The 24,208-nt window shown below is 70.4% G+C and carries 23 protein-coding genes; 18 read left to right on the top strand and 5 right to left on the bottom strand.

Annotated features, from left to right (window positions below; all coding sequences use genetic code 11):
• The 6 genes from H504_RS0122195 to H504_RS0122170 all read left to right on the top strand — a co-directional run bounded on the left by H504_RS0122195 (window position 1) and on the right by H504_RS0122170 (window position 5,922).
• On the top strand, window positions 1-942 hold the full coding sequence (locus H504_RS0122195; protein WP_026424575.1) for a hydroxymethylglutaryl-CoA lyase: 942 nt from the start codon (window positions 1-3) through the stop codon (window positions 940-942).
• Window positions 943-984: 42 nt separating this feature from the next.
• Entirely contained in the window at window positions 985-1,833 is an 849-nt protein-coding gene (locus H504_RS38915) for an SAM-dependent methyltransferase (protein WP_051386128.1), read from the top strand.
• A gap of 623 nt (window positions 1,834-2,456) precedes the next feature.
• On the top strand, window positions 2,457-2,882 hold the full coding sequence (locus tag H504_RS0122185; RefSeq protein WP_035305342.1) for a YbaB/EbfC family nucleoid-associated protein: 426 nt from the start codon (window positions 2,457-2,459) through the stop codon (window positions 2,880-2,882).
• Window positions 2,882-3,187 carry a WXG100 family type VII secretion target gene (locus tag H504_RS0122180; RefSeq protein ID WP_035305339.1) on the top strand — a complete coding sequence of 102 codons (306 nt, stop codon included), beginning with the start codon at window positions 2,882-2,884 and terminating at the stop codon, window positions 3,185-3,187. Before H504_RS0122185 ends, H504_RS0122180 begins: the two co-directional genes overlap by 1 nt.
• Before the next feature lie 9 nt (window positions 3,188-3,196).
• The gene (locus tag H504_RS43270) at window positions 3,197-5,659 is read left to right on the top strand and encodes a TNT domain-containing protein (protein ID WP_051386127.1); all 2,463 of its coding nucleotides are present in this window, start codon (window positions 3,197-3,199) and stop codon (window positions 5,657-5,659) included.
• Window positions 5,656-5,922, top strand: coding sequence for a hypothetical protein (locus H504_RS0122170; RefSeq protein ID WP_026424572.1), 267 nt, complete (start codon window positions 5,656-5,658; stop codon window positions 5,920-5,922). The genes H504_RS43270 and H504_RS0122170 overlap by 4 nt, the downstream gene beginning before the upstream one ends.
• Here the strand turns inward: H504_RS0122170 and hisN are convergent.
• Entirely contained in the window at window positions 5,899-6,678 is a 780-nt protein-coding gene (hisN, locus tag H504_RS0122165; RefSeq protein WP_026424571.1) for a histidinol-phosphatase, read from the bottom strand. The two genes, H504_RS0122170 and hisN, sit on opposite strands and share 24 nt — an antisense overlap.
• Window positions 6,679-6,717: 39 nt before the next feature.
• On the opposite strand from hisN, the gene H504_RS0122160 reads away from it, so the two are divergent.
• Window positions 6,718-7,386, top strand: coding sequence for a response regulator transcription factor (locus tag H504_RS0122160; RefSeq protein ID WP_026424570.1), 669 nt, complete (start codon window positions 6,718-6,720; stop codon window positions 7,384-7,386).
• Between the two features lie 2 nt (window positions 7,387-7,388).
• Complete coding sequence (locus H504_RS0122155) at window positions 7,389-8,687, top strand: ATP-binding protein (RefSeq protein WP_026424569.1); 1,299 nt, start codon at window positions 7,389-7,391, stop codon at window positions 8,685-8,687.
• Here H504_RS0122155 and H504_RS0122150 read toward each other — a convergent pair whose 3' ends face one another.
• Together H504_RS0122150 and H504_RS36350 are read right to left on the bottom strand one after the other, a co-directional pair.
• Window positions 8,688-9,224 (bottom strand): GtrA family protein, encoded by a 537-nt coding sequence (locus H504_RS0122150; protein ID WP_026424568.1) that lies wholly within the window; start codon window positions 9,222-9,224, stop codon window positions 8,688-8,690.
• Window positions 9,225-9,306: 82 nt separating this feature from the next.
• Window positions 9,307-11,673 (bottom strand): sigma-70 family RNA polymerase sigma factor, encoded by a 2,367-nt coding sequence (locus H504_RS36350; protein ID WP_051386126.1) that lies wholly within the window; start codon window positions 11,671-11,673, stop codon window positions 9,307-9,309.
• A gap of 183 nt (window positions 11,674-11,856) precedes the next feature.
• Between H504_RS36350 and H504_RS36345 the strand changes: the two genes are divergently transcribed.
• From H504_RS36345 to H504_RS0122115, 6 genes are all read left to right on the top strand, one after another.
• Window positions 11,857-12,687, top strand: coding sequence for a hypothetical protein (locus H504_RS36345; RefSeq protein ID WP_051386125.1), 831 nt, complete (start codon window positions 11,857-11,859; stop codon window positions 12,685-12,687).
• Window positions 12,688-12,733: 46 nt separating this feature from the next.
• A complete protein-coding gene (locus H504_RS36340) occupies window positions 12,734-13,930 on the top strand; it encodes a glycosyltransferase 87 family protein (RefSeq protein WP_035305336.1) in 1,197 nt (398 codons plus the stop codon).
• Window positions 13,931-13,942: 12 nt separating this feature from the next.
• Window positions 13,943-15,127 (top strand): 5-(carboxyamino)imidazole ribonucleotide synthase, encoded by a 1,185-nt coding sequence (locus tag H504_RS0122130; protein WP_026424567.1) that lies wholly within the window; start codon window positions 13,943-13,945, stop codon window positions 15,125-15,127.
• A gap of 53 nt (window positions 15,128-15,180) precedes the next feature.
• A complete protein-coding gene (gene purE / locus H504_RS0122125) occupies window positions 15,181-15,651 on the top strand; it encodes a 5-(carboxyamino)imidazole ribonucleotide mutase (protein WP_035305349.1) in 471 nt (156 codons plus the stop codon).
• A 91-nt stretch (window positions 15,652-15,742) separates the two neighbouring features.
• Window positions 15,743-16,582 carry a hypothetical protein gene (locus tag H504_RS0122120; RefSeq protein WP_026424565.1) on the top strand — a complete coding sequence of 280 codons (840 nt, stop codon included), beginning with the start codon at window positions 15,743-15,745 and terminating at the stop codon, window positions 16,580-16,582.
• A gap of 73 nt (window positions 16,583-16,655) precedes the next feature.
• The gene (locus H504_RS0122115) at window positions 16,656-17,840 is read left to right on the top strand and encodes an acyl-CoA dehydrogenase family protein (protein ID WP_051386124.1); all 1,185 of its coding nucleotides are present in this window, start codon (window positions 16,656-16,658) and stop codon (window positions 17,838-17,840) included.
• Between the two features lie 322 nt (window positions 17,841-18,162).
• On the opposite strand, the gene H504_RS0122110 is transcribed toward H504_RS0122115, so the two are convergent.
• The gene (locus H504_RS0122110) at window positions 18,163-18,690 is read right to left on the bottom strand and encodes a DinB family protein (protein WP_035305333.1); all 528 of its coding nucleotides are present in this window, start codon (window positions 18,688-18,690) and stop codon (window positions 18,163-18,165) included.
• 191 nt (window positions 18,691-18,881) lie between these two features.
• On the opposite strand from H504_RS0122110, the gene H504_RS0122105 reads away from it, so the two are divergent.
• The gene (locus H504_RS0122105; protein WP_026424562.1) at window positions 18,882-19,496 is read left to right on the top strand and encodes a Maf family protein; all 615 of its coding nucleotides are present in this window, start codon (window positions 18,882-18,884) and stop codon (window positions 19,494-19,496) included.
• 70 nt (window positions 19,497-19,566) lie between these two features.
• Window positions 19,567-20,928, top strand: coding sequence for a dicarboxylate/amino acid:cation symporter (locus H504_RS0122100; protein ID WP_026424561.1), 1,362 nt, complete (start codon window positions 19,567-19,569; stop codon window positions 20,926-20,928).
• Between the two features lie 47 nt (window positions 20,929-20,975).
• Here the strand turns inward: H504_RS0122100 and H504_RS0122095 are convergent, their stop codons facing one another.
• Window positions 20,976-21,677: a hypothetical protein gene (locus H504_RS0122095; RefSeq protein ID WP_026424560.1), complete on the bottom strand. Its 702-nt coding sequence runs from the start codon at window positions 21,675-21,677 to the stop codon at window positions 20,976-20,978.
• Window positions 21,678-21,818: 141 nt separating this feature from the next.
• Here H504_RS0122095 and H504_RS0122090 point away from each other — a divergent pair, with 141 nt between their 5' ends.
• Together H504_RS0122090 and H504_RS36335 are read left to right on the top strand one after the other, a co-directional pair.
• On the top strand, window positions 21,819-23,588 hold the full coding sequence (locus H504_RS0122090; protein ID WP_035305329.1) for an acetyl/propionyl/methylcrotonyl-CoA carboxylase subunit alpha: 1,770 nt from the start codon (window positions 21,819-21,821) through the stop codon (window positions 23,586-23,588).
• 47 nt (window positions 23,589-23,635) lie between these two features.
• On the top strand, window positions 23,636-24,151 hold the full coding sequence (locus H504_RS36335; protein WP_051386123.1) for a DUF1707 SHOCT-like domain-containing protein: 516 nt from the start codon (window positions 23,636-23,638) through the stop codon (window positions 24,149-24,151).
• The last annotated feature ends 57 nt before the right edge of the window (window positions 24,152-24,208 follow it).

Genomic DNA, 24,208 nt, shown 5'->3' with positions numbered 1-24,208 from the left:
ATGGGCGCGCGCGAGGTAGGTCTACCGGCGACAGTTAGCGCGAACGGCCTACCCCCGCGGGTGACCATCTGGGAGGTCGGCGCGCGCGACGGACTCCAGAACGAAAGCACCGTCGTCCCCGTCGCCGTGAAGCTGGAGTTCCTCGCGAGGCTCGCCGACGCCGGTCTGGGCGTGCTTGAGGCGACCAGTTTCGTGCACCCCAAGTGGGTGCCGCAGTTGGCCGACGCCGAGGAGCTGCTGGCGGGTCTTACCCGGGTGGACGGCGTCAACTACCCGGTGCTGGTGCCGAACGAGCGCGGCTTGGACCGCGCGCTGGCCGCGGGTGTGCGGCACATCGCGATCTTCGGCAGCGCCACCGAGACCTTCGCCAACCGCAACCTCAACCGGACCCTGGACGAGCAGTTCGCCATGTTCGACCCGGTCGTCTCCCGCGCGCGCGCCGAGGGCCTGGACGTCCGCGCGTACGTGTCGATGTGCTTCGGCGACCCGTGGGAGGGCCCCGTCGCCGCCGACCAGGTCGCCACCGTGGGCAAGCGCTTGATGGACATGGGCTGCTCGCAACTGTCCCTCGGCGACACCATCGGCGTCGCCACCCCCGGCCAGGTCGAGGCGGTCATCGGCGCCGTGTCGTCGGTGGGCCTACCGGTCACCGATATCGCCGTCCACTTCCACGACACGTACGGCCAAGCCCTCTCGAACACCCTCACCGCGCTAAGACTCGGAGCCACCACCGTCGACTCGTCAGCGGGCGGCCTCGGCGGTTGCCCCTACGCGGAGTCCGCCACCGGCAACCTGGCCACCGAGGACCTCGTCTGGATGCTCGACGGCCTGGGCGTCGAAACCGGCGTCGACCTCGACAAACTCGCCGACACGAGCGCCTGGATGGCGGACCGGTTGGGTCGCCCGTCACCGTCCCGGGTGGTCCAAGCCCTGCGCGGGTGACTCTGCGTTGACAGGCCAGCACTCCGGGTGAACCCTGGGGGCATGACGAGCCAGGCCCCAACCCCGGCCGACGTGGAGCGCCGGCACGACGCCAACAGCGCGCTCTACGACCTGTGCCTCGGCCCCAGCCACCACATCGGCGCCTGGCTCGCCGACGACCTCGACCAGTCCGGCACCGCCTGGGACCAGGTCGCCCGCGCCCAGGAACGCATGGTCGACCACCTCGCCGCCCTGCTGGACCCCCACCCCGGCGACCACATCCTCGACATCGGTTTCGGCTCCGGCGCCTCCGCCATCCGCCTGGCCCGCACCAGGGACGTGCGGGTCACCGGCTGCTCAGTCAGCCGCACCGAGGTCCGCCTCGCCACCACCCTCGCCGAACACGCGGGCATGACGGAAAAAGTCACCTTCGAACACGGCAACGCCATGGCGCTACGCCACCCGGACAATTGTTTCGACGGAATCTGGGCCATCGAAAGCATCGACTACATGAACAACCCCCTCCGCGCCCTCACCCACGCCCACCGAGTCCTCAAACCCCAAGGAAAAGCAGTCATAACAATCGCCAACCGCCGCCGCGACCTGGACCCTGGAGAACAACGCTTCTGGTGGCGCCAATTCGCCATGTGCCTCCCCCTCAGCATCCCAGAATTGGTAGACCACGCCCACGACGCAGGCTTCACCATAGACCAAGCCACCGACGTCGGCGAAGAACTCCACATCGCCCGCACCTGGGACCTCTGGGCCGAGCTCTACCAACAAAACAAAACCACCCTCACCCACCACTACGGTGCCGAAGGCATCGTCGCCATGGACAGCGGAATCACCACCCTCCTCTCCGTCCTCACCGGCAAACTAAGCTGCGCCATCCTCACCCTCCACAAAGAATAAGAAGCACAATAAAGAGAATTAGACGACCCCAACCCAACCCACATCACATCACCAAAGGCCGCCAACCCGCCCCGCGCGCCTCGAAACCCGCCGACACCAACCGCCCGTTGTGGTGAAGTTGTTTTGTTTGGGGGGAGCGGTGGCCTAAGCCGGCCGGCGGGTAAGGCCACGTCTTTCCAGTGGCCCCGCCTTTTAGCCTTACCCAGGCTACCGCTAGGGGCCCCAAACAAAACAACTTCACCACAACGGGCACCACCGCTTTCATCTGGCGCCCGCGGCCGGCGTCGCCGCCAGGCGACCAGGCCGAAACCCGAGGCGCAGCCGAGGCCCAGAGCCCCCTCACACCAAGATCAACCGAGAACAAAGCCCCCAAATACACAGCCTAAACGGACCCGCCGACAAGATCCGCCCACCAACCAAGAACCATGATCAACCTGAACCTGAGCCCCTGAACACACAGCCTAGACAACCCCACCGACACTCCAACCCCACCGCACCACACCACCCAAGCAGCCCCGACGCGATCACCTGATTGACTGGGAACCACCACCGGGTACACCGCGTCCAAGCGCGCGCCAGGACATGCCCGGTCGTCGGCGCGGAGGGGGTCGAGGGAGGCAGTGATGACCGATCACCGCACGCAAGTCGATGATCTCATCGCCGAGTACCAGCGCAGCCGGGACCAGCTCGCCGAGGTTCACCGCGCGCTTGCCGCCATTCGCGAGTCCGCGACCAGTCCGTGCGGTGTGGTCACCGCCACCGTCTCCGCCCAGGGTGTCCTCACCGCACTTCACCTGCGCGACGACGCCTACCGCGTCTACCGTCCCGCCGAGTTGGCCGCCGTCATCCTGCGCACCACCGCCGCGGCCGATGCCCAGGCTGCGAACGCGGCGAGCCACGCGGTGACACCCGTGCTGCCCCAGGGCACCGACCCGGAAGCATTGCTCAACGGCACCGCCGATCTGCGGCAAGAGGAGATCACGCCGCCGGTCGAAGAGGAGAGCTACGAGAACGTCGCCTGGCTGGAGCCGGACGCGGGGAGGCCGTGATGGACAGGTTCGAGGCGGACCCGGAGTTGCTCGCGCGGCGCGCGGGTGAGTTCGACGGGCTGGCTGACCGGGTCGGCGCGATCCACCGCGCGTTGGCCGACCAGCTCGCTGCCAACGGCCAGTGTTGGGGCGGCGATGACGTGGGTCAGCGGTTCGCCGCGACGCACACGCCGTCGGCCGACGAGGTGCTGGCGGCGCTGGACGCGTTGCCCGGTCAACTCGGCGACGTGGGTGGTCGGTTTCGTGCGACCGCCCGTTCGTACCAACGCACTGACGAGCACAACGCCCGAGTTCTCGACGCCTAGGGGATCGTCATGGGGTTCGAGCTGCCCGCTGATCTGGTTGATGTCGCGAAGGCCGCCGGGGTGCGCTGGCCGGAGGCCGACGAGGACAAGATGCGCGCGTCCGCGTCGGCTTGGCGGGAGGCGGGCACCCGGGTGGCCGCTCTCGCGGGTGACGCGGACAGCACCGCGCACTCGACGTTGTCCACCTTCCACGGTGACGCCGCCGACGCCGCTTCGCGGCACTGGTCCAAGTTCGTCGACGGCGACAGCAGTCACTTCCACGCGACTGTGCGGGGCTGCGCCGCCGCCGCGGACCGGTTGTCCCACGCGGCGGATCAGGTCACCGCGGCCAAGCACCGGATCGTGCAGGCCCTGACCAACCTGCGGAAGAACGCCGACGCCGCGAACGCCGCTGCTGCTACGGGGAACCGAACCGCGCTCTTAGGTCTGACCGTGGCCATTCGCGGTACGGCTGTCAACGTCGCTCACATCCACAACACGTTGTTGAGCGCGGTCCAGCAACGCGGGCCGGACATCACCTTCACCGACGACCTGATCAACGCCAACCCCGGCGCGACCGGTGCCATCGGCTCCGGGTTGTTGCCCGCCCTGTTGAACCCCGTGGTGAAGACGGCGCAGTCCACGGTCGGCGCGCTCCTGCCCGGCCAGTTGGGCGAGGCCGTCCAGGCCACGCTCGGGCACGCGGTCAGCACGGTCACGCACACGGTGGCCGCCGCGACGGAGCCGATCATGGCGGCCGCGGAACCGGTCGCCGATCCGTTGAAGCCGATCGTCACCAACGTGACCAAGCCGGCTACGGACATCCTCGTCAACGCCCCGGTAGCGCAAACGCCTCCGGTGGCGCAGACGCCGCCCATCGCGCCTCCGGTCACTACGCCTCCCGTGCAGCTACCTCCGGTGACGGTGCCACCGGTGACCGGCGCGATTCCGGTTCCGACGCAGCACGTGCCGGACGTGTCGGTAGACCTACCGCAGCCGCCGGTCGGGATGCCGACCGACTCTGTGCAGGCCGCTTCCGCTGTCGTGCTCGACCCGGCTACCGCCCCTCTTACCGGCACGCAGCAGCCGGGTAGTACGACGGTTCAACCGGGCGGCACCGTAAGCACCTCTCAGCCGGTAAGCACTACGCAACCCCCCAGTGGTGGTGTGCCGTTCCAGTCCGGTGGTTCGCCGCTCGGTGGTCGGCTCAGCGGGGTCAACTTCGGTGGGACCCCGACGGCCGCCAGCCTGCCCGGCGCGGGCCTGCCGACCGCGCCGCGACCGGTCTCCCCCGGCATGCTCGGCGTCCCCGCTCAAGGGGGTTCGGCGGGCGGTGCCCCGCTGGACGAGCCGGAGCAGACGGAGCGGTCCAAGCGGGCGTCGACCCGGTCCACACCCGGCGCCCAGTCCGCCGAGGAGACGGCCCGGACCGGGGAGCCCGGCCGCGGGCAATCCGGCGCCCGGTCGGCCAAGGCCGGTGGGTTCGGCGGCGACAGAACGGGACTGCCCCGCGAACCTGGTGAGCCGGGTGGACGACTCGCCGCCGACCTGACCACCAAGACCGACCCGCGGCCCGGCCGGATCAGCGACGCCTTGCAAGGCAAGACAGGCGACACCCGTAGTCCCGCTCAGCAAGGCAAGGCCGGTGACCCCGCCCAGCCAGGTAAGCCCGTCGACGCCGGTAAGCCGGGTGACGCGGTCAAGTCCGGTAGGCCCGGTGAGGCGGGCGGCGATTCGGGCAAGCCCGGCTCGGGCAGGTTGTCGGGTGTGGCCCAGCAGCCACCTGACGGGGGTAAGGCAGCCGTCGCGGCCACCGCGGGCAGTAGGCCGGACAAGTCCGCGGACGACGCGGCGATCGGGCTGTTCCTGGCGCAGATGTTCCCGATCGGGCACCTCCCGGTCGTCACGGGCGAGCCCGCCACGCAGGTTCCGCCGCCCGCCGAAGACGTCGACTACGCGGCCGGTCTGCGGTTCCCGCCGGGCGACCACCCCAGGTCCGAACTGGCGGATGGCGCCACCCCGGTCCCGCACCGCGCACCGACCCCTGGCCGCGGCGCGCTGGACCTGCTCAGGACCTACGACCCGCTCGGCGGCATGCACGAACGCGACTGGGACCGCAAATACCTCGTCCGCCTGTACGACCCGAACGCGTCGCAGACCACCGAGTACGCGTGGCCGCCCAGTGAGCTCTATCCCGAAGGCGGTGTAGAGGCCGGTGAGGCAGTCGTGTTGACCGAGGGAACCGTGCTCGACAGGTTCGGCACCGTCAACGGTCGCGTGTTCAGCGCGGACGCCACGCCGTTCGCGTACCGGTCGCTGCCGCCCGCCCACGCTGACGCCGGCTACCGCCGTTACCGGGTGCTGCGGCCGCTGCCGGTGTGGCAGGCCGTGTCGGCGTCCTGGTTCGGTCAGTCCGGCGGTGGTGAGCGCTACCGGGCCACCCACTCCGCCGCCGAGCTCGTGGCCCTGGGTCTGCTGGAGGAAACCCCGTGAACACCGAGTCGATCGTCGGGCTACTCGCCGCGATAGGCGTACCGGCCGAGGTCGTGTCGCTCGGCGAAGAGGCCGACAACACGTGGTGCCTGCTGCAGGACAACAACGGCTGGGAGGTGTTCTGGCGCGAGCAGGGCAACCGCTACGACTGGGCCCGGTTCACCAACGAGCAGGTGGCCTGCCACTACCTGTTCGGCAGGCTCACCTGGTCGCAAGTCGTACGGGGTGTCGTCGGCGTGCTACCGGTCGCCGAGCAGGCCTAGCGCCGCGTCGTGCAGGTGGCCGTTCGACGTCAGCACCGAGCCGCCGTCGAACCGGGCCGCGCCGGACAGGTCGCTGAACCGGCCACCGGCCTCCTCGACCAGTACCTGCAGCGCGGCCACGTCCCACGGGTTCACGATGGCCTCGGCGGCCAGGTCGATGGCGCCCTCGGCGACCAGGCAGTGCTGCCAGAAGTCGCCGAACGCCCGGTTCTCCCAGCAGGCGTCCACCAGGGAGAGATACCTCTCACGGGAGTGGTGCTCGACCCATGACCCGAGGTGGGTGGTGGACAGGTAGGCGTCCTCCAGGGACCGGACCCCGGACACCGAGATCCGCTCCGGCGCGGCGCCGTCCCGGCTCACCCAGGCCCCTTCGCCCCGCGCGGCCCACCACCGCCTGCCGAGCGCGGGCGCGCTGACCACGCCGACGGTCGGGAACCCGTCGACGACCAGGGCGATGAGGGTCGCCCAGGCGGGTACGCCGCGCAGGAAGTTCTTCGTCCCGTCGATCGGGTCGAGCACCCAGGCCCGACCGGCGCCCACGGCACCGCCGCGCTCCTCGCCCGCCACCGCGTCACCGGGGTGCGCGTCGGCGAGCAGCGCGCGGACCGCGTCCTCGACGGCGGTGTCGGCGTCGGTCACCGGGGACCGGTCGGGCTTGCGCTCGACCACCAGATCGGCCGCCAGGAACCGGGACCGGGTGAGCGCGTCGGCCGTGTCGGCCAACCGGAGGGCAGAAGTCAGGTCGTCGCTTGACACGGGCGCGATCGTGTCACGCCTACCCTGGGGGACGTGAGCGTGGTGTTGCTGGCCGAGGACGACGTGGCCATCGCGGATCCCCTCTCCCGTGCACTGAACCGGGAGGGGTATGAGGTGCGGGTCGTCGGAGACGGCCACTCCGCACTGGAGGTGGCCTCCACCGGCCACCCCGACCTGCTCGTACTCGACCTCGGGCTGCCCGGGATCGACGGGCTGGACGTGTGTCGCCGGTTACGCGCGGCGGGGCGGGGCATCCCGGTGCTGATGCTGACCGCCCGCGCCGACGAGGTCGACTTCGTGGTCGGCCTGGACGCGGGCGCCGACGACTACGTGGCCAAGCCGTTCCGGCTGGCCGAGCTGCTGGCCCGGATCCGGGCCCTGCTGCGCAGGCAGGCGCCGGGCGCCATCGACGTCAACGGGGTGCGGATGGACCTCGCCGCCCGGGTCGTCACGGTGGACGGCGCCGAGATCACCCTGGCGAACAAGGAGTTCGAGCTGCTGCGCGTGCTCATCCAGCGCGCCGGTCAGGTGGTGACCCGGGAGGAGATCCTGACCGAGGTGTGGAGCGACCCGGAGCTCAAGACCAGCAAGACGCTGGACATGCACATGTCCTGGTTGCGCCGCAAACTCGGTGAGGGCGGCCCGCGCTCCACCGAGCGGCGCATCGCCACCGTCCGCGGGGTCGGGTTCCGCTTCAACGCCGAGTAACCGTGCGCCGCCGCATCCTGCTCGCCATCCTGCTCGCGGTGACGGTCACCGCGTGCGCGTTGGGCATCCCGCTCGGCTACACGGCGCTGCAGGTCGTGGAGAGCGTGACCCGTGAGGACCTGACGGTGCGCGCGCAGCAGATCGCGGCGACCCTGGACGACGAGATCGCCAACGGTCGGGAGATCGACCTGACGAAGGTGCAGCTCGCCGTGCCCATCGGCGGGCGGCTCACCGTGACGCTGCCCACCGAGCGGGAGCGGGAACGCACGTTCGGGCCCGCCGCCGTGCCGGACATGGTGTCCGAGGAGGTCCCCATGTCGCGCCAGGGCCGGGTGCGGCTGGAGATCGACGCCGCGGGCATGCGCACCCGGCAGACCCAGGTGGCCGCCCTGGTCGCGCTGGTGGTCGCGCTGACCGTCACCGTGGGCACGGTGGTCGCCATGGTCACCGCGCGCAGGCTGGCCCGGCCGCTGCTGCACGTGGCCGACCGGGCCAGTCGCCTCGGCGCGGGCGACTTCCGGCTCGACCGCGGCCGCTACGACCTGCACGAGCTGGACATGGTGGCCGAGGCCCTGGACGCCTCCGCCACGGCGCTCGCCCAGCTCGTCCAACGCGAACGCGACCTGGTCGGCGACGTCTCGCACCAGTTGCGCAGCAGGCTCACCGCGCTGCAACTGCGGTTGGAGGCGCTGACGATGGTCTCCGACGAGGATGCCGCCGTCGAGGCCCGCGAGGCCCTTGACCAGGCCGAACGCCTCGCCGAGGTCTTGGACGAGCTGTTGGCCGCCGCCCGCGAGGCCCGCGCCGTCGACGCCGAACCCGTCGAGTTGGCCCGGGAGCTGACCGTCATCGCCGACGAGTGGCGCGAGATGCTGCGCGCCGAAAGCCGCTCCCTGCGTCTGCGCCTGACCCCCGGCGTGATGGCGCGCGTCACCCCGGCCCGCCTGCGCGAGGCCATCGGCGTGCTGCTGGACAACGCCCTGCGCCACGGCAGCGGCACCGTCACCCTGTCCTCGCGCGGCGGTGAGACCTTCGGCGGCAGTGAGACCGTCGTCATCGAGGTCACCGACGCGGGCGCGGGAGTGCCGGACGAGCTCGCGGCGCACATCTTCGAGCGGGGCGTGTCCGGCGGCGGTTCGACGGGACTCGGCTTGGCGCTGGCGCGGGCGCTGGTGGAGTCGGACGGCGGCCGGTTGGAGCTGTCCACGGCGCGGCCCGCGACGTTCACGGTGTTCCTGCCGGTGCCGAAGGCGGGGAACGTGCCCGGCGTGCGGTGGCCTACCGAGCGCTCACCCAGGTGATCAGGCGGCCTGCTCGTCGTCGGTGTTGACGACGTGGAGCGGGCGGACCCGGGCCTCGGCGTCCGGGAAGACCCACTTCTTGAAGGCCCACCAGCGGAACACCATGGCGACCAGGGTGCCGATGATGATGCCGGAGCAGAAGTCGGCGACCTCCTGGGTGAACAGGGTCACGTGCGGCACGGCCAGGTTGAAGACGTACCGCGACACCCACAGCGGCATCGCGTTGAGGACCACGCCGATACCGCTGACCAGGAAGAACAGCGCGGCCTCGTGCGGGCGTTCGCGGCCGCCGCGGTCACGGAAGGACCACTCGCGGTTCAGCACGTAGGACACGATGGTCGCCACGATGACCGCGAGGATGAGGGCGGTCACCGGGTTGCGGTTGAGCACGGTCAGCTTCAGCGCGTAGTTGACCGCGTTGGTGACCACGAAGCACACGCCACCGACCACCGCGAACTTCAGCAGCTCGCGGTGCTTGACCAGCAGCGCCCGCACCGGATGGGGCAGACGGGCGAGCAAGGTCTCCACAATGGCCATGGCGGGGGAGTCTAACGACCCTGGTGGGGGGCGGCCCGTTCGCCGTCCCGCACAGTCGCGCCGGTCACTTCCTGTTCACCGCTCAGCACCCCAGCAGCCGCCACATCGGGTCGGACCGGCCGATCTGCACGCACAGCACCAGGCTGATCAGCGGCTTCGGCTGCTGGACCACGGTCGGCCGGGTGGTGGTGGTCGTGGTCGTCGGGTTCGGCGCCGTGGTGGGCGGTTTGGTGGTCGTCGTGGGCGGTTTCACGGGCGTGGTGGTCGCGGTGGGGCCTGTGGTGGTTGTCGGCGGGGTCGTTCCTGCCGGTGGCGGGGTCGACCCGGGCTCGGTGGTCGGTTCCGGCTCGGTGGATGTGGTCTGCGGGTGGTGGTCGTCGCCGGGCCACCACGGCACCGTCACCGTCGTGCTGTCGGTCGCGTCGCCGAGGGCCGCGCGGATCACCAGCTTGCGCCGACCGCCGCGCTCCTCCTCGGTGCCGCCGCCCTTGCGGGCGATGCCGACGCTGATGTCGATCTTCTCGGTGGGTGGCAGCGGCGCGGTGGACACGCAGTTGACGAAATCGGCGCCGGTCGTGCAGACCACCTCCCGCGTCGCGGCGATGAACCGGACCCGTCGGTCGAAGGTGACCGCCACCGCCTTGGAGCTCTCGCCGGTGTTGGTCGCCGTCGCCACGACCCGCGTCTCCCGGCTGTGGTCCACGCCCGGCTCCTCGACCACGGCGCCGGAGATGTCGACGCCGTCGGGCAGCGGGGTGACCTCGATGCCGATCACGAAGTCCAACGACACCTCGGTGCCCGCGGTGAGCGTCCCGGCGATCTGCGCCGTGATCTGGGTGTCCTCGGCGACCAGCCGGTAGACCAGGGTGATCGTCTCCCCCGGCGCCAGGCCGCGGTTCGTGCCGCAGACGACCCGGCCGGTGCCGCCGGGGCAGTCGATGGTGGTGCTCAGCAGGTCCAGGCGCAGCATCCGGGGGCCTGCCAGGCTCGCCGGACCGGGTTCGGCGCGGACACCGGTCGGCAGCGGGAGCACGGCGACGACCGGCTCGGACACGGCGGTGCCCGCGTTGCTGACGGTGATCGGGACCTCGGTCGGGGTACCCGGCTTGAGCGACACCGGACCACTCGGGCCGGACGCGGACAACCTGGGCGTGCCGGGCGGCGGCGGGGTCGTCGTGGTCGTCGGCTCGGGTGCGGTCGTTGCGGTCGGCTCGCTGGTGGTCGTCGTGGGTACTGGGGTCGTTGTCGTGGGCTCTGTCGGCTCGGCGGTGGTCGTGGGAGCCGGAGTCGTGGTGGTGGGTTCCGGCGTAGTGGTCGTTGGCTCTGTGGTTGTTGGCTCTGTGGTGGCTGGGGGGACCTGGGGTGGCGCGGTGGTGCGGGGCGCGCGGGTGGTGGACGTCGGCACTTGGCTGGTGGCCGCTGTCGGCACCTGGGCGTGGTTCGGCGCCGCCACGAGTCCGACGACGACGGCGGCCACCAACGCGGCCCCTGAAACCGCCGCCGTGACGACCTGCCGGGGAACGCTCGAAATCGCGCCAAGAGCCCCGCTGGACCCACTGCTCCCGGCAGCCGCGGTAGTCCCAACGGCGGTGGTTCCAGCGGCCGCAGCGCTACCCGCCACTGCCGCCGCGGAGGTCGACTTGGCGGCGGCGAGGTAACCGGCGACGGCGAGCGGACCGAGCACCAGCGGCGCGATGAACAACCGCAGGCCGCTGTTGACGTCGGCCAGTTCGGCGGCCAGCGCCCGGCACCGGTCGCACTCGTCCAGGTGGGCCTCGACCTGGGCCTTCTCCCGCTTGGACAGGCCGCCGCGCACCCACGCGCCGAGCCGGTCCGCCGTCGCCCGGCACCGCTGGTCGGCGCTCTCCGCGAGGTGGACCTGCAGGTACGCCTGCTTGAGGCCCTCACGGGCGCGGTACGCCAGCGCAGACACGCCGTTCGGGGTCAGCCCCAGCAACGGCGCCACCTCGGCGGGCGACTGGCCCTCGATCTCGGTGTGCCACAACACCGCGCGCCACCGCTCCGGCAGCCGCTGGAACGCCCGCGCGGCCAGCGACCGCTCCAGGCCGGCGACGGCAGTATCGGCGAACGGGACGCTTACCGCGTCCTGGCTGATGCCGCTGACCTGCGTCAGGTCGTCGGAGAGCTCAAGACGGCGGTCTCGCCGGGTCTTGTCGTAGGCGGTGTGCCGCAGCGCCGTCAGCAGGTACGCGCGGAACGCCGCGTCTGGCCCCCTGCCCTGCCGCAGCGTCTCCAGGACCTTCGCGAACGCCTCCGACACGAGGTCGTCCGCCTCGGCGGCGGACCTGGCCAACTGCCGCGCCAGGTTGCGCGCCGCACCCGCGTGCCGCTCGTAGAGGGAACCGTAGGCCGCCGTGTTCCCCGCCCGCACCGCCGCGATCAACTCGGCGTCGCTCGGGCCTTCGGCCTCGGCCGGAACCGTCGACACTGCGCTCCCCTCAGACTCGGCCACCCCCGCGTCGCCACCAAGTGTGACTGATGCTCACCGTAACGTCACGCATCACTCAGGCGGGGGAGATTGCTTTTCGCACCATCGATTCACCCGTTTCGCGTCACAACCGCAACCGAGCCGCGTCTTCCTCTTCGGAAAGCGGCGAAGGGACTCGAAGCTGTGGCGGTACGAGAAGCGGACTCGCGGCGGCGCCGCGATACAGCTGAAGGTACTGACCGTGCGCTGCACGAGCTGCGCGCCCGGTGGCGAACGGCCAGCCTCCGCGCCGGTTGGCGCTTCCCCAGCGACTGGGGCGCCCCGGAGGTCGACGAGGTGTGCGCCACCGTCCTCGACGGCGGCGACCTGCCCGCCGCCCTCGGCGACCTCGCCAGAGCCCGTGCCTTCGCCGGGGCCGACCTGGACGAGACCCTCGCCGACCTCGCCGCGCTGCACGCCGTTGTTTCGGCGCCGGGTGAGGCCTCGGTTTGCCCCGACCCCGACGAAACCCCGTCGGCGCTGACCCGCGCCGCCGCCCTCGCCTGGGCCGACGCGGCCCTGAGCAGGCTGAACGCCGGGGACGTGACGGACACGCTGTCCGGTCAGGCCAACGCGGACTACCTGCGGGTGCGCCTCGGGGAGATCTACGCGGAGGGCCGCCGGAAGGGGTACTGCCCGTCGCACCGGTACGTGCTGCTCGTCGCCACCCTGGACTTGGCGGCCGTGTCGGGCTGGTCCCGCATGATGGCGATGGTCCTGGTCGGTGACGTCCTGCGTGCCGTCTTCGACGGTGGGGAGAGCGTCGCCGTCCTCGGCCCGTCCGTCGCCGTCGTCCTCACCGAACGCGACAGCCGCCTCGCCGAACGCACCTCCGACGCCCGCCTCCTGATCAAGGACCGGCTGGAGGTCGACCCCGACCTCGGCGCCGCCGCCCTCCCGGAGATCCGCGTCCAACGCCTCCCGTCCAGCGAGACCCCGGCGATGGCGCTGCTGCGGGACATCAGCCGGGCATGAGCCACCGTCCCGCTCCGCGTGTGGCGGAGCATGGTTGGCTGGGGGTGTGACCGGGTTAGCCCTGCGTGAGCGGACGTCGTGGGTGGCGTTTGTGCTGCCTGCGGCGTTTGTGCTGGTTGGGGTTGTCGGGTGGCTGTTGGGGTGGCACCTGGGGGTGGACAACGCCGTTTACCGGTCGGGTGCGGTGGCGTTGGTGCACGGGGAGCCGCTGTACGACCGGATGGCGTTGAGCGCGGAGCCCTCTTGGGCGAGGTTGCCGTTCACGTACCCGCCGACGGCGGCGTTGTTGTTCGTGCCGTTGGCGGCGGTGCCGACGCAGGTCGCCTGGGGGTTGTTGGCGGCGGTGTCGTTGCTGTTGCTCACCTGGGTGATCAAGACGGCGGTGCGGGCGGTGCCGGGGCGGCCGGGGTGGCTGGAGCCGGACAAGACGGCCGTCGTCCTCGGTGTGCTGCTGGTGGGGTTGGAGCCGGTGTGGCGGACCGTGTTCCTGGGGCAGATCAACATCGTGTTGATGGCGTTGGTGGTCGCCGACGTCCTGGTGCTCGGCGCGCGGGGCAGCCGGGCGGGCGGTGTGCTGGTCGGGGTGGCGGCGGCGGTGAAGTTGACGCCGTTGGTGTTCGTGGCGCACCTGTTGCTGATCAAGCGGTGGGCGGACGCTGGGCGGGCGGTGGCGACGTTCGTCGTGCTGCAGGGGGTCATGTTCCTGCTGAACCAGCACGACGTCGTCGAGTTCTGGGGCCGAGCGGTGCAGGACCCGCAGCGGATCGGGCCGATCTACTGGGCGGGGAACCAGTCGCTCAACGGGTTGGTGCTGCGGCTGACCGACAACGCCGACTGGTCGATGAAGGTGGTGCTACCGATCGCGGTAGTACTCGCGGTCCCTTGTGCGTTGTGGGTGCGGAAGGCGAGTCCGCTACCGGCGCTTCTTATCTCCGCCTTCTTCGGGTTGCTGGTGAGCCCGGTGTCCTGGTCACACCACTGGGTGTGGGTGGTGCCACTCGTCGTCTATCTGCTGTCGCGGTTGCCTGAACGCGTGCGGTGGGCGAACGCCGCGCCCGTGGGGGCGGTTGTGCTCGTATTCGCCAGTTGCGTGCTCTTGGCCATGCGCAACGGGAAGGCCGTCGAGTTCCAGTGGACGGCGGCGGAGTACGTCATCGGCAGCGCCTACCTGTTGGTACCGCTGGTCGCGGGGGCGATCCTGCTGGCCAGAGCCAGAGCGCGGCCCGCGCCGGAGCGTGGGTAGAGTCCCCTGCTCGTGGACGCACGAACCGGTTTCCCCGTGGTCGGGATGGTGGGCGGCGGGCAACTGGCGCGGATGACGCACCAGGCCGCCGTCGCGCTCGGGCAGTCGCTGCACGTGTTGGCTGTGGCCGCGGACGAGCCCGCGCCGCTGGTGTCGCCGAACGTGACCCTCGGGCACCACACCGACCTGGCCGCGCTGCGCGAGTTCGCCAAGGGCGTCGACGTGGTCACCTTCGACCACGAGCACGTGCCGACCGAGCACCTGCGCGCGCTGGTCGCCGCCGGGGTGAAGGTCCACCCGGGGCCGGACGCGCTGGTGCACGCCCAGGACAAGCTGGTGATGCGCCGCAAACTGGCCGCGCTCGGCCTGCCGGTCCCGGCGTTCGCCGAGGTCACCGCGGTCGACGACGTGATCAAGTTCGGTGACGCCGAGGGCTGGCCGTGCGTGCTCAAGGCCGCGCGCGGTGGCTACGACGGGCGCGGCGTGTGGATGCTCGACAACGCGACCGAGGCCGCCGGGACCGTCGCCGAACTGCTCGACGCCGGGACGCCGCTGCTGGTCGAGCAGCGGGTCGCGATGCGCCGCGAGCTGGCCGCGCTGGTCGCCCGGTCCCCGTTCGGGCAGGGCGGCTGCTGGCCGGTCGTGCAGACCGTGCAGGTCGACGGCATCTGCGTGGAGGTCATCGCCCCCGCGCCCGACCTGGCCCCGGATCTGGCCGACCGCGCCCAGGACCTGGCGCTGCGGGTCGCCGACGAGCTGGGTGTCGTCGGGGTGCTGGCGGTCGAGCTGTTCGAGACCGACGACGGCATCGTCGTCAACGAGCTGGCGATGCGGCCGCACAACTCCGGCCACTGGACCATCGAGGGCGCGCTGACCTCGCAGTTCGAGCAGCACGTGCGCGCCGTCCTGGACTACCCGCTCGGCGCGACCGACCAGGTGGCCCCGGTCGTGGTGATGGCGAACGTGCTTGGCGCCGCGGAGGCGCCCGCGATGCGGGTCGACGAGCGGCTGCACCACCTGTTCGCCCGGTTCCGGGACGCGCGACCGCACTACTACGGCAAGCAGGAGCGCCCCGGCCGCAAGGTCGGGCACGTGACGTTCCTCGGCGACGACCTCGACGAGACCCGGCGCAAGGCGCGGCTGGCCGCGCACTGGCTCTCGACCGGGGTCTGGCTCGACGGCTACGAGATCCACTAGTCCCCCCTCCGAGGAGCACGAACGTGACCGAGTCCCCCGTCGTCGGCGTGATCATGGGCAGCGATTCCGACTGGCCGGTGCTGCGGGCGGCCGCCGAGGCGCTGGCCGAGTTCGACGTGCCGCACGAGGTCAGCGTCGTGTCCGCGCACCGCACGCCGCAGCGCATGCTCGACTACGCGACCTCCGCCGCCGACCGCGGCCTGAAGGTGGTCATCGCGGGCGCGGGCGGGGCGGCGCACCTGCCCGGCATGGTCGCCTCGGCCACCGTGCTGCCGGTGATCGGGGTGCCGGTGCCGCTGAAGTACCTCGACGGGATGGACTCCCTGCTCTCGATCGTGCAGATGCCCGCCGGGGTCCCGGTCGCGACGGTGTCCGTCGGGGGTGCCCGCAACGCCGGTCTGCTCGCGGTGCGCATCCTGGCGGCGGCGGACGAGGAGCTGCGCGCGCGGATCGCCGAGTTCCAGGCCGCGCTGGCGGCGATGGTGCTGGAGAAGGACGCCACCCTGCGCGCGTCCCTGGGCTGACCGCCGTGGGCTGATCAGGTGACGCGGGTAACAGCGGGAGGAACCGGGCGAATTCCCAGGTGTCGCGCTCGGTGTCGGCGAGGAGCCCGGAATGTCCGTGACCAGACCCGTCGTTCTTCCCCGTTTCACCGTTCGGGTCGCGGTGCCGATCGGGGTGCTGGTGGTGTTGGCCGGGGTGTTGCTGCTCGCCACCACCATCGCGCCGAGCATGGTGGACCGAGAGATCTACCAGGTCGTGCTTCAAACCGATGGCGACGAAACCGGCGCCGTGATCCCGTACGAGTCCCTGGACTGCACAAGGCAAGACGCCACGGCGACGTGCACGACGAAAGCCCTGGGTACGCCGCTACAGCTCACCATGACCTACCTGTCCGACAACGCCATGGAAGCCAAGTGCTCCGCCGTCTACAAGAGCGAGCCCTTCGGCTGCGAGGCGATGATCGGCGACTACGGGCACGAGTCGTCCAGCGCCTTCCTGCGCGTACGTGAACTCGGCCTGACCACGGCGCAGCTCGACCAGGTCAACGCCGACCTGCCGTGGTGGCGCGACGGCGAGCAGCGCGACACCGCCGTGTTCGTCATCGTCGGCGGGTTGGCGCTGGTGGCGGCCCTGGTCAGCGGGTTCGCCGCACCGCGGCCCGCGGACGAGCCGCGACTGCTGGTCTGGACGGTCGGCGTCGGCTGGGTGCTGCTGGTGACGTGCACCGGGATACTGCTCGCCCCCCGGAGCATGTGGAACCCGGGGAGCCTGCTGCTGTTCGCCAACCCCGTGACGATGTTGCCCGGCGGCCTGCTCATGTACTGGCAGTGGACGCAGGCCCAACCGGGCCGGACGGCGGTCGGCCGCGCCGCCGGATCGTTCGCGGTGACCGCGGTGGTCAGCGGGATCGCCCTGTTCCTGCTCCAGTTGACGGGCGGTTTCATCGACTGAGGGCGGGCGACGCGGCACACGGGGACAAGCACACGGGGACAGCGATGTGAACGAGTACTAACATCGTGACCGGATGCTGCGCTACCGGGAGGTAATAACCGTGGACACGGGCTTCGGGCTCTACCAGCTCGGCGACGAGCACAACGCGCTGCGCGAGGCGGTGCGCGACCTGGCCGAGAAGGAGATCGCGCCGCACGCGGTCGACGTCGACGAGCAGGAACGCTTCCCGGCCGAAGCGCTCAAGGCGCTGGCCAAGGCCGGGTTCGCGGCACCGCACATCCCGGAGGAGTACGACGGGCAGGGCGCGGACTCGGTGGCGACGAACATCGTCATCGAGGAGGTCGCGCGGGTCTGCGGGTCGTCGTCGCTGATCCCGGCGGTGAACAAGCTGGGCACGATGAACCTGATCCTGGGCGGCAGCGAAGGGCTCAAGCAGCAGGTGCTGCCCGCGATCGCCGCCGGGGAGATGGCGTCGTACGCGCTGTCGGAGCGGGAAGCGGGGTCGGACACGGCGTCGATGCGGTGCCGGGCGCGGCTCGACGGGGACCAGTGGGTGCTCAACGGGACGAAGTGCTGGATCACGAACGCCGGGGAGTCGTCGTGGTACACGGTGATGGCGGTGTCGGATCCTTCGGCCGCCAAGCCCGCGGACGGGATTTCGGCGTTCATGGTGCACCGGGATGATCCTGGCTTCTCGGTGGGGCCGAAGGAGCGGAAGCTGGGGATCAAGGGGTCGCCGACTCGGGAGATCTACTTCGAGGACTGCACGATTCCTGCTGATCGGGTGATTGGGGAGCCGGGGCAGGGGTTGCGGTTGGCTTTGCGGACGCTGGACCACACGCGGCATTCGATTGGGGCACAGGCGTTGGGGCTTGCACAGGGGGCGTTGGATGCGACGGTGGCGTATGTGAAGGATCGGAAGCAGTTTGGGAAGGCGATCGCGGAGTTCCAGGGGGTGCAGTTCATGATCGCCGATATGGGGATGAAGATTGAGGCTGCGCGGCATTTGGTGTATGCGGCGGCGATGAAGGTGGAGCGGGGGGAGGCGGATGCTTCGTTCGCTTCCTCTGCGGCGAAGACGTTTGCTTCGGATACTGCCATGGCGGTGACGACTGATGCTGTTCAGTTGTTTGGCGGGGCGGGGTATACGCGGGACTTTCCGGTTGAGCGGATGATGCGGGATGCGAAGATCACGCAGATTTATGAGGGGACGAATCAGATTCAGCGGATGGTGATGGCGCGGGCGTTGTTGAAGTAGACTGCTTGTCGCCTTCGGCGACGCCGCTGGATTGCGCCAGATAAAACGGTGGTGCCCGTTGTGGTGAAGTTGTTTTGTTCGGGGCCCCTAGCGGCAGCCTGGGTAAGGCAAAAAGGCGGGGCCACTGGAAAGCGTGGCCTTACCCGCCAGCCGGCTTAGGCCACCGCTCCCCCCAAACAAAACAACTCCACCACAACGGGCGGTTGGGATCGGCGGGTTTCGAGGCGCGCGGGGTGGGCTGGCGGCCTTCGTCGATACGGGTGGGCTTTTTGAGGCGCGCGGTGTGGGGGTGGCGCTTCGTTGATGTGCGGTTTGTGTGTGGTTAGCCCATGGTTCGTTGGCCGTCGATGGTTTCTCGGATGATGTCGGCGTGGCCGGCGTGTTGGGCGGTTTCGGCGATGATGTGGATGATTGAGCGGCGGATTGAGCGGGTGCCGCCGGGCTCGAACCAGGGGGCTACGGGCAGGGGCCACACCTTGTCGAGGTCGGCGGTCTTGATGAAGTCGTCGGTTCGGGTGGCGATTTCGGCGTAGTTCGTGAGGTAGTCGGACAGCTTTTCGCCGGGGTTCATTCGGTGTTGGTCGGCCCAGTCGCCGTAGTTGGCTTCCATTTGGGTGGGGCCACCGGCCATGAAGTGGTACCAGGTGGCCTCGGTGGCCGCCACGTGTTTGATCAGGCCGCCGATCGTCAGGGCTGAGACTGTGCTCTGCTGGGCCGCCTGCTCGTCGGTGAGGCCCTGGGCGGTGAAACGCAGGAAGCCCCGGTGTACGGCTAGCGCCTGCAGTAGGTCGGCTCGCTCTCCGCCGAGGTCTGAGGTGGCGGTCTGGCTGATCTCCAGCGGAGTGTTCATCTCTGGTCCTCTGCTCGACTCGGTGTCGAACCGACCCTACGACTCCATGCGGACAGGTTCGGTCCTCAAGGGGGTCGGACACCCGAAAGAAGACGGGTTGCACTCCGCGAACACGGGTCGCTACAGCAAGTCACGGCGAGGTTGGGGCACCCGGGCGACGAAGTGTGGGGGTACCGAAATAGCCTGCGCGAATGGAGTTCATTCTTGCGTCTCAGTCCCCAGCCCGGCTTGGTGTGTTGCGGGCGGCGGGGGTTGAACCGGTGGTGCGGGTGTCCGGTGTGGACGAAGACGCGATCGCGGGGGGGCTTGTCGAGCCGACGCCGGAGGGGGTCGTGGTGGCGTTGGCGGAGGCGAAGGCGCGGGAAGTTGTGCGGGAGGGGGATACCGCTGTGGTGGTGGGGTGTGACTCGATGTTGCACTTCGACGGGGAGTTGGTGGGGAAGCCGCACACGGCTGAGGTTGCGCGGCGGCGGTGGTTGAAGATGGTTGGGGGGACGGGGGTTCTGCTGACCGGTCACGCTGTGTTGCGGGTCGAGGATGGGGTCATCACCGAGACGGCCATCGGCGCCGAGTCGACGGTGGTGCGGTTCGGGAGTCCGACCGAGGAGGAGATCGACGCGTACATCGCGAGTGGGGAACCGTTGGGAGTAGCGGGGGCGTTCACGCTGGATGGGCTGGGCGGGTGGTTCGTCGAGGGGATCGAGGGGGACCCGTCGAGTGTGATCGGGATCAGCCTGCCGCTGACCCGGCGGTTGTTGGGGCGGGTGGGGGTCAGCGTCACCGGGCTGTGGCGTTCCACCAGGTGAGAGGGGGAAGTTTCCACCCTACTGGCTGGTTGGATCGGGTGAGTCCCCACCCAACCCCGGGAGTCCCCGAATGTCCGCAGACGTTTCGCAACCCGAGACGAGGAACCGCCGGAACCTCTACTTCGGACTGACCGTGCTGGCGGGTCTGGTCCTCGGCGCCGTGCTCGGCTTCGTGGCCAAGCAAACCGACACGGCCTGGTTGACCACGACGCTCAAGACGATCGGCAACATCTTCACCAACCTCTTGCAGTTCACCGTGATCCCGCTGGTGTTCACCGCCATCGTGGTGGGGGTCAACAGCTTGCGCGGGCTCGGCGGCGGGCGGACGGCGGCGCGGCTGGGTGGCAAGACCCTGCTGTGGTTCGCCACCACCTCGCTGATCGCGGTGCTGATCGGCATCGCGGTCGGGCTGATCGGCGGCGCGGGCAAGGGGGTGCACGTCCAGCCGAGCGCGGCGACGGTGGCGAAACTGGCCGACCGGACGCAGGGCAGTTGGCTGACCGTCATCAACAACCTGGTGCCGGAGAACGTGTTCGCCGCGTTCTCCAACGGTGACGTGCTGCAGGTCGTGTTCGTCGCCGCGCTGGTCGGGGTCGCGACCTACCTGCTGGGTGAGCGGGCGGCGCCGTTCGTGGCGTTCAACCGGTCGGCGTTCGACATCATCCAGAAGCTGCTCGGCTGGATCATCCGGTTGGCCCCGTTGGGTGTGCTGGGGCTGATCGGCACCGCGTTCGCCACCTACGGCAACCAGTTCTTCACGCCGCTGCTGTCGTTGATCGCGTCGGTGTACATCGCGGCGCTGCTGGTGCTGTTCGTGGTGTACCCGATCCTGCTGCGGTTCGTCGGCCGGGTCAGCCCGGTGACGTTCTTCGCGAAGTCGTGGACGGCGCTGCAGTTCGCGTTCGTGTCCCGCTCGTCCGGGGCGACGCTGCCGTTGAGCAGGCAGACGGCGGTGAACCTCGGCGTCGACCCCGGGTACGCCGGGTTCGCGGTCCCGCTGGGCACCACGACCAAGATGGACGGCTGCGCGGCGCTGTACCCGGCCATCGCGACGATCTTCATCTCGAACCTGTTCGGGGTGCGGTTGAGCTTCTGGCAGTACCTGGGGATCGTGCTGGTCGCCGTGTTCGGCGCGCTCGCCACCGCGGGCACCACCGGCTGGTTCACCATGCTGACGCTGACGTTGAGCACGATCGGGCTGCCCACCGAGGTCGTCGCGGCAGGCGTGGCGATCGTGTACAGCATCGACCCGATCCTGGACATGATCCGGACGGCGACGAACGTGGCCGGTCAGATCACCGTGCCGGTGCTGGTCGCCCGCGGTGAGGACCTGCTCGACGACGAGGTCCTGCACGCGCCCAGCGCTCCCCCGCTGCTCGACGGCGACGAGGAACCCCAGCGGACCAAGGACGAGGAACTGGTTTCCGCGTAGTGGAAGCACGGAACGGCCGCCCCGGGCTCCGGGGCGGCCGTTCCGCGTCACGGGCAGGAGCGGAGTTGGTTCTGGGCGGGCTCGATCGTCGGGTACCCGGGCAACTGGTCGAGCCGCTGGTACAGCTTGGTGCAGCCCACTTCCTGCCCGCCGAGGCCGAACACCTGCGCGTACACCGGCCGCCTGGCGCAGTCCGCGCCGGACGCGCAGTCCTGCTGCACGGCGACGACCTCGGGCGCGGTGTCGCCGTCGACGTTCACCAGGGACAGGTAGCGCGCCTCGGAGATGAAGGCGCGGCTGAGCGGGCTCCACTTGTCCGACCGGCCGACCACGACCTGCCCGGCGAGGCCCTTGTCGCCGTCGCCGCGGACCAGGCAGGCGGCGACCACGCCGGGCACGCACTGCAACGAGTCCGCGGTCAGCGTGATGCCGAGGTCGGCGACCGCCATCTCGATCACCTGCTGCCCGTCCGGGGTGCGGATCTTCACCCGGCCCGAGGTGGCGCCGGAGTCGGCCACCAGTTCGACCACGGTGCCGCCGAGGTTCGTCGTGCCGATCACCTGGCACGGGTCGCGCCTGCAGGTGGTCGGGTCGGTGGTCGTGGTGACCTCGGCGGTCGGGCCGGGCGCGCTGCGCACCGGTGCCGTCCGGACCCGCAGCACCGCCGCCCCGGTGAGCGAGGCGGCGACCACCAGGCCGCAGATGACCATGACGAGCACGAGCGTCGTCGGGGCGCGGCGACCGGCCACGGGCGTACCTCCGACGAACAACCTGGACCGACAGTGTCAGGGGCAGGGTAGCTGGATACTGTGGGGTTGCTCTCGGTTCCGGTCCAACACCGGATCCGTAAACTCCCGACCAGCCCGACCGATCCCCGGGGAGGAACCGGCGTGACCCAGATCCCGACAACGCTGCGCAAGGTCCTGGTGGCCAACCGGGGCGAGATCGCCGTCCGGGTGATCCGGGCGTGCCGGGACGCCGGGCTGGCCAGCGTGGCGGTGTACGCCGACCCCGACCGGGACCTGCCGTTCGCCCGGCTGGCCGACGAGGCGTTCGCGCTGGGCGGGTCGACCCCGGGCGAGAGCTACCTGGCGATCGCGAAGGTGCTGGACGTGGCGCAGCGGTCCGGCGCGGACGCGGTGCACCCCGGGTACGGCTTCCTGTCCGAGAACGCCGAGTTCGCCCAGGCCGTCATCGACGCCGGGCTGACCTGGGTGGGTCCGGACCCGCAGGCGATCCGCGACCTCGGCGACAAGGTGACCGCCCGGCACATCGCGCTGCGCGCGGGCGCCCCGCTGGTGCCGGGGACCAAGGAGCCGGTGTCCGGTCCGGCGGAGATCATCGCGTTCGCCGAGGAGCACGGGCTCCCGGTCGCGATCAAGGCGGCGTTCGGTGGTGGCGGGCGGGGCCTGAAGGTCGCCCGCACGCTGGACGAGATCCCGGAGCTGTTCGACTCTGCGGTGCGCGAGGCGGTGACCGCCTTCGGCCGCGGTGAGTGCTTCGTGGAGCGCTACCTGGACAAGCCGCGGCACGTCGAGGCGCAGGTACTCGCGGACAAGCACGGCACCGTGATCGTGGTCGGCACCCGCGACTGCTCGCTGCAGCGCCGCCACCAGAAGCTGGTCGAGGAGGCCCCGGCGCCGTTCCTGACCGACGCCCAGCGCGCCGAGATCCACTCGTCGGCGAAGGCCATCTGCCGCGAGGCGGGCTACAGCGGCGCGGGCACCGTGGAGTACCTGGTCGGCACGGACGGCACGATCTCGTTCCTGGAGGTCAACACCCGGCTGCAGGTCGAGCACCCGGTGTCGGAGGAGACCGCGGGTGTCGACCTGGTGCTGGAGCAGTTCCGGATCGCGGCGGGCGAGCGGCTGCGGCACACCGAGGACCCGACCCCGCGCGGCCACTCGATCGAGTTCCGCATCAACGGCGAGGACGCGGGCCGCGGTTTCCTGCCCGCGCCGGGCACGGTCACGCTGTGGCGGGCGCCGGACGGGCCGGGTGTGCGGGTCGACTCGGGCGTGGAGTCCGGGACGGTCATCGGCGGGCAGTTCGACTCGATGCTGGCGAAGGTGATCGTCACCGGGGAGGACCGGGCGCAGGCGCTGGCGCGGGCGCGGCGGGCGTTGGACGAGCTCGTGGTGGAGGGGATGGCGACGGTCGTGCCGTTCCACCGGGCGGTCGTGCGGGACCCGGCGTTCATCGGGGACGAGGACGGGTTCCGGGTGCACACCCGGTGGATCGAGACGGAGTTCGACAACCAGATCCCGCCGTTCAGCGGTGGCGCTGCTGCCGAGGAGGCCGAGCCCCGGCAGAACGTGGTTGTTGAGGTTGGGGGGCGGCGGTTGGAGGTTTCGCTGCCCGCGGGGTTCTCGGTGGGTGGCGGCGGTGGTGTCGCGGCTAAGCCGCGGAAGCGGGTGGCGGTGGCGGGGGCCGCTGCGGTGTCGGGGGACGCGGTGGCGGCGCCGATGCAGGGGACGATCGTGAAGATCGCGGTGTCGGAGGGGCAGGCGGTGGCCGCCGGGGACCTGGTCGTGGTGCTGGAAGCCATGAAGATGGAGAATCCGGTCACGGCACACAAAGCGGGCACGGTTACCGGGCTGACGGTGGCGGCGGGGGAGACGGTGGCGACCGGCACTGTGATCTGTGAGATCTCCGGCTGAGACAAACCTCAGCCCGATCTCGGTCCGGAGTACGTAGGATCTGGGGTGTGAGCGACGAGAATCCCCCGTCCGAGCTGCGCATCGGCGATGCCGAGCGGGAGGACGCGCTGCGCGCGCTCGGTGAGCACATGAGTCTGGGTCGGCTGTCGGTCGACGAGTACGGCGACCGCAGCGCGAAGATCACGACGGCGCGGACACAGGGGGAGCTGGTGGCGCTGTTCGGCGATCTGCCCGCGCCCAAGCCTGGGGTACCGGTGGCTCCTGCTCCTGCGCCTGTTGTGGTGAAGCCGAGTGCGCCTGCCGAGTGGGCGGATCGGCCACTGGCGCAGCGGCTGTTTGCTGCGTTGATTCCGCTTGCCTGGTTGGGGGGAATCGCGTTGTTGGTCACTGGCATGGTCGGGTGGCCGATCATTTTCCTGCCGATCGCGCTTACGGGAGTGGGGGGCGCGCTCTTTGGGGAGGATTGGAAGCATGATCAGCGGGGGCGTGGGCATGGGCATCACGGGCGGCCGCCGCGACCGCCGCGGATGGGGCGGCGGGATTATGGGCGTGGGTGGCACTGAGCCTCGGCTCTCATGGCCCGAGACTGTCGGTGGGCTCGTCTAGGCTGTGTATTCAGG

Origin of the sequence: Actinokineospora inagensis DSM 44258, assembly GCF_000482865.1 — a bacterium.
Taxonomy (GTDB): Bacteria; Actinomycetota; Actinomycetes; order Mycobacteriales; family Pseudonocardiaceae; genus Actinokineospora; species Actinokineospora inagensis.
The sequence above is the reverse complement of the archived record's forward strand: the minus strand, read 5'-3'. Positions and strand labels throughout refer to the sequence as shown.

Excerpts from the sequence above, each read along its gene's own strand:
- H504_RS0122195 (WP_026424575.1), top strand. The coding sequence starts at position 1 with ATGGGCGCGCGCGAGGTAGGTCTACCGGCGACAGTTAGCGCGAACGGC.
- H504_RS38915 (WP_051386128.1), top strand. The coding sequence starts at position 985 with ATGACGAGCCAGGCCCCAACCCCGGCCGACGTGGAGCGCCGGCACGAC.
- H504_RS0122120 (WP_026424565.1), top strand. The coding sequence starts at position 15,743 with ATGTCCGTGACCAGACCCGTCGTTCTTCCCCGTTTCACCGTTCGGGTC.
- purE (WP_035305349.1), top strand. The coding sequence starts at position 15,181 with ATGGGCAGCGATTCCGACTGGCCGGTGCTGCGGGCGGCCGCCGAGGCG.
- H504_RS0122180 (WP_035305339.1), top strand. The coding sequence starts at position 2,882 with ATGGACAGGTTCGAGGCGGACCCGGAGTTGCTCGCGCGGCGCGCGGGT.
- H504_RS0122105 (WP_026424562.1), top strand. The coding sequence starts at position 18,882 with ATGGAGTTCATTCTTGCGTCTCAGTCCCCAGCCCGGCTTGGTGTGTTG.
- H504_RS0122115 (WP_051386124.1), top strand. The coding sequence starts at position 16,656 with ATGCTGCGCTACCGGGAGGTAATAACCGTGGACACGGGCTTCGGGCTC.
- H504_RS0122150 (WP_026424568.1), bottom strand. The coding sequence starts at position 9,224 with ATGGCCATTGTGGAGACCTTGCTCGCCCGTCTGCCCCATCCGGTGCGG.
- H504_RS0122110 (WP_035305333.1), bottom strand. The coding sequence starts at position 18,690 with ATGAACACTCCGCTGGAGATCAGCCAGACCGCCACCTCAGACCTCGGC.
- H504_RS0122185 (WP_035305342.1), top strand. The coding sequence starts at position 2,457 with ATGACCGATCACCGCACGCAAGTCGATGATCTCATCGCCGAGTACCAG.
- H504_RS43270 (WP_051386127.1), top strand. The coding sequence starts at position 3,197 with ATGGGGTTCGAGCTGCCCGCTGATCTGGTTGATGTCGCGAAGGCCGCC.
- H504_RS0122100 (WP_026424561.1), top strand. The coding sequence starts at position 19,567 with ATGTCCGCAGACGTTTCGCAACCCGAGACGAGGAACCGCCGGAACCTC.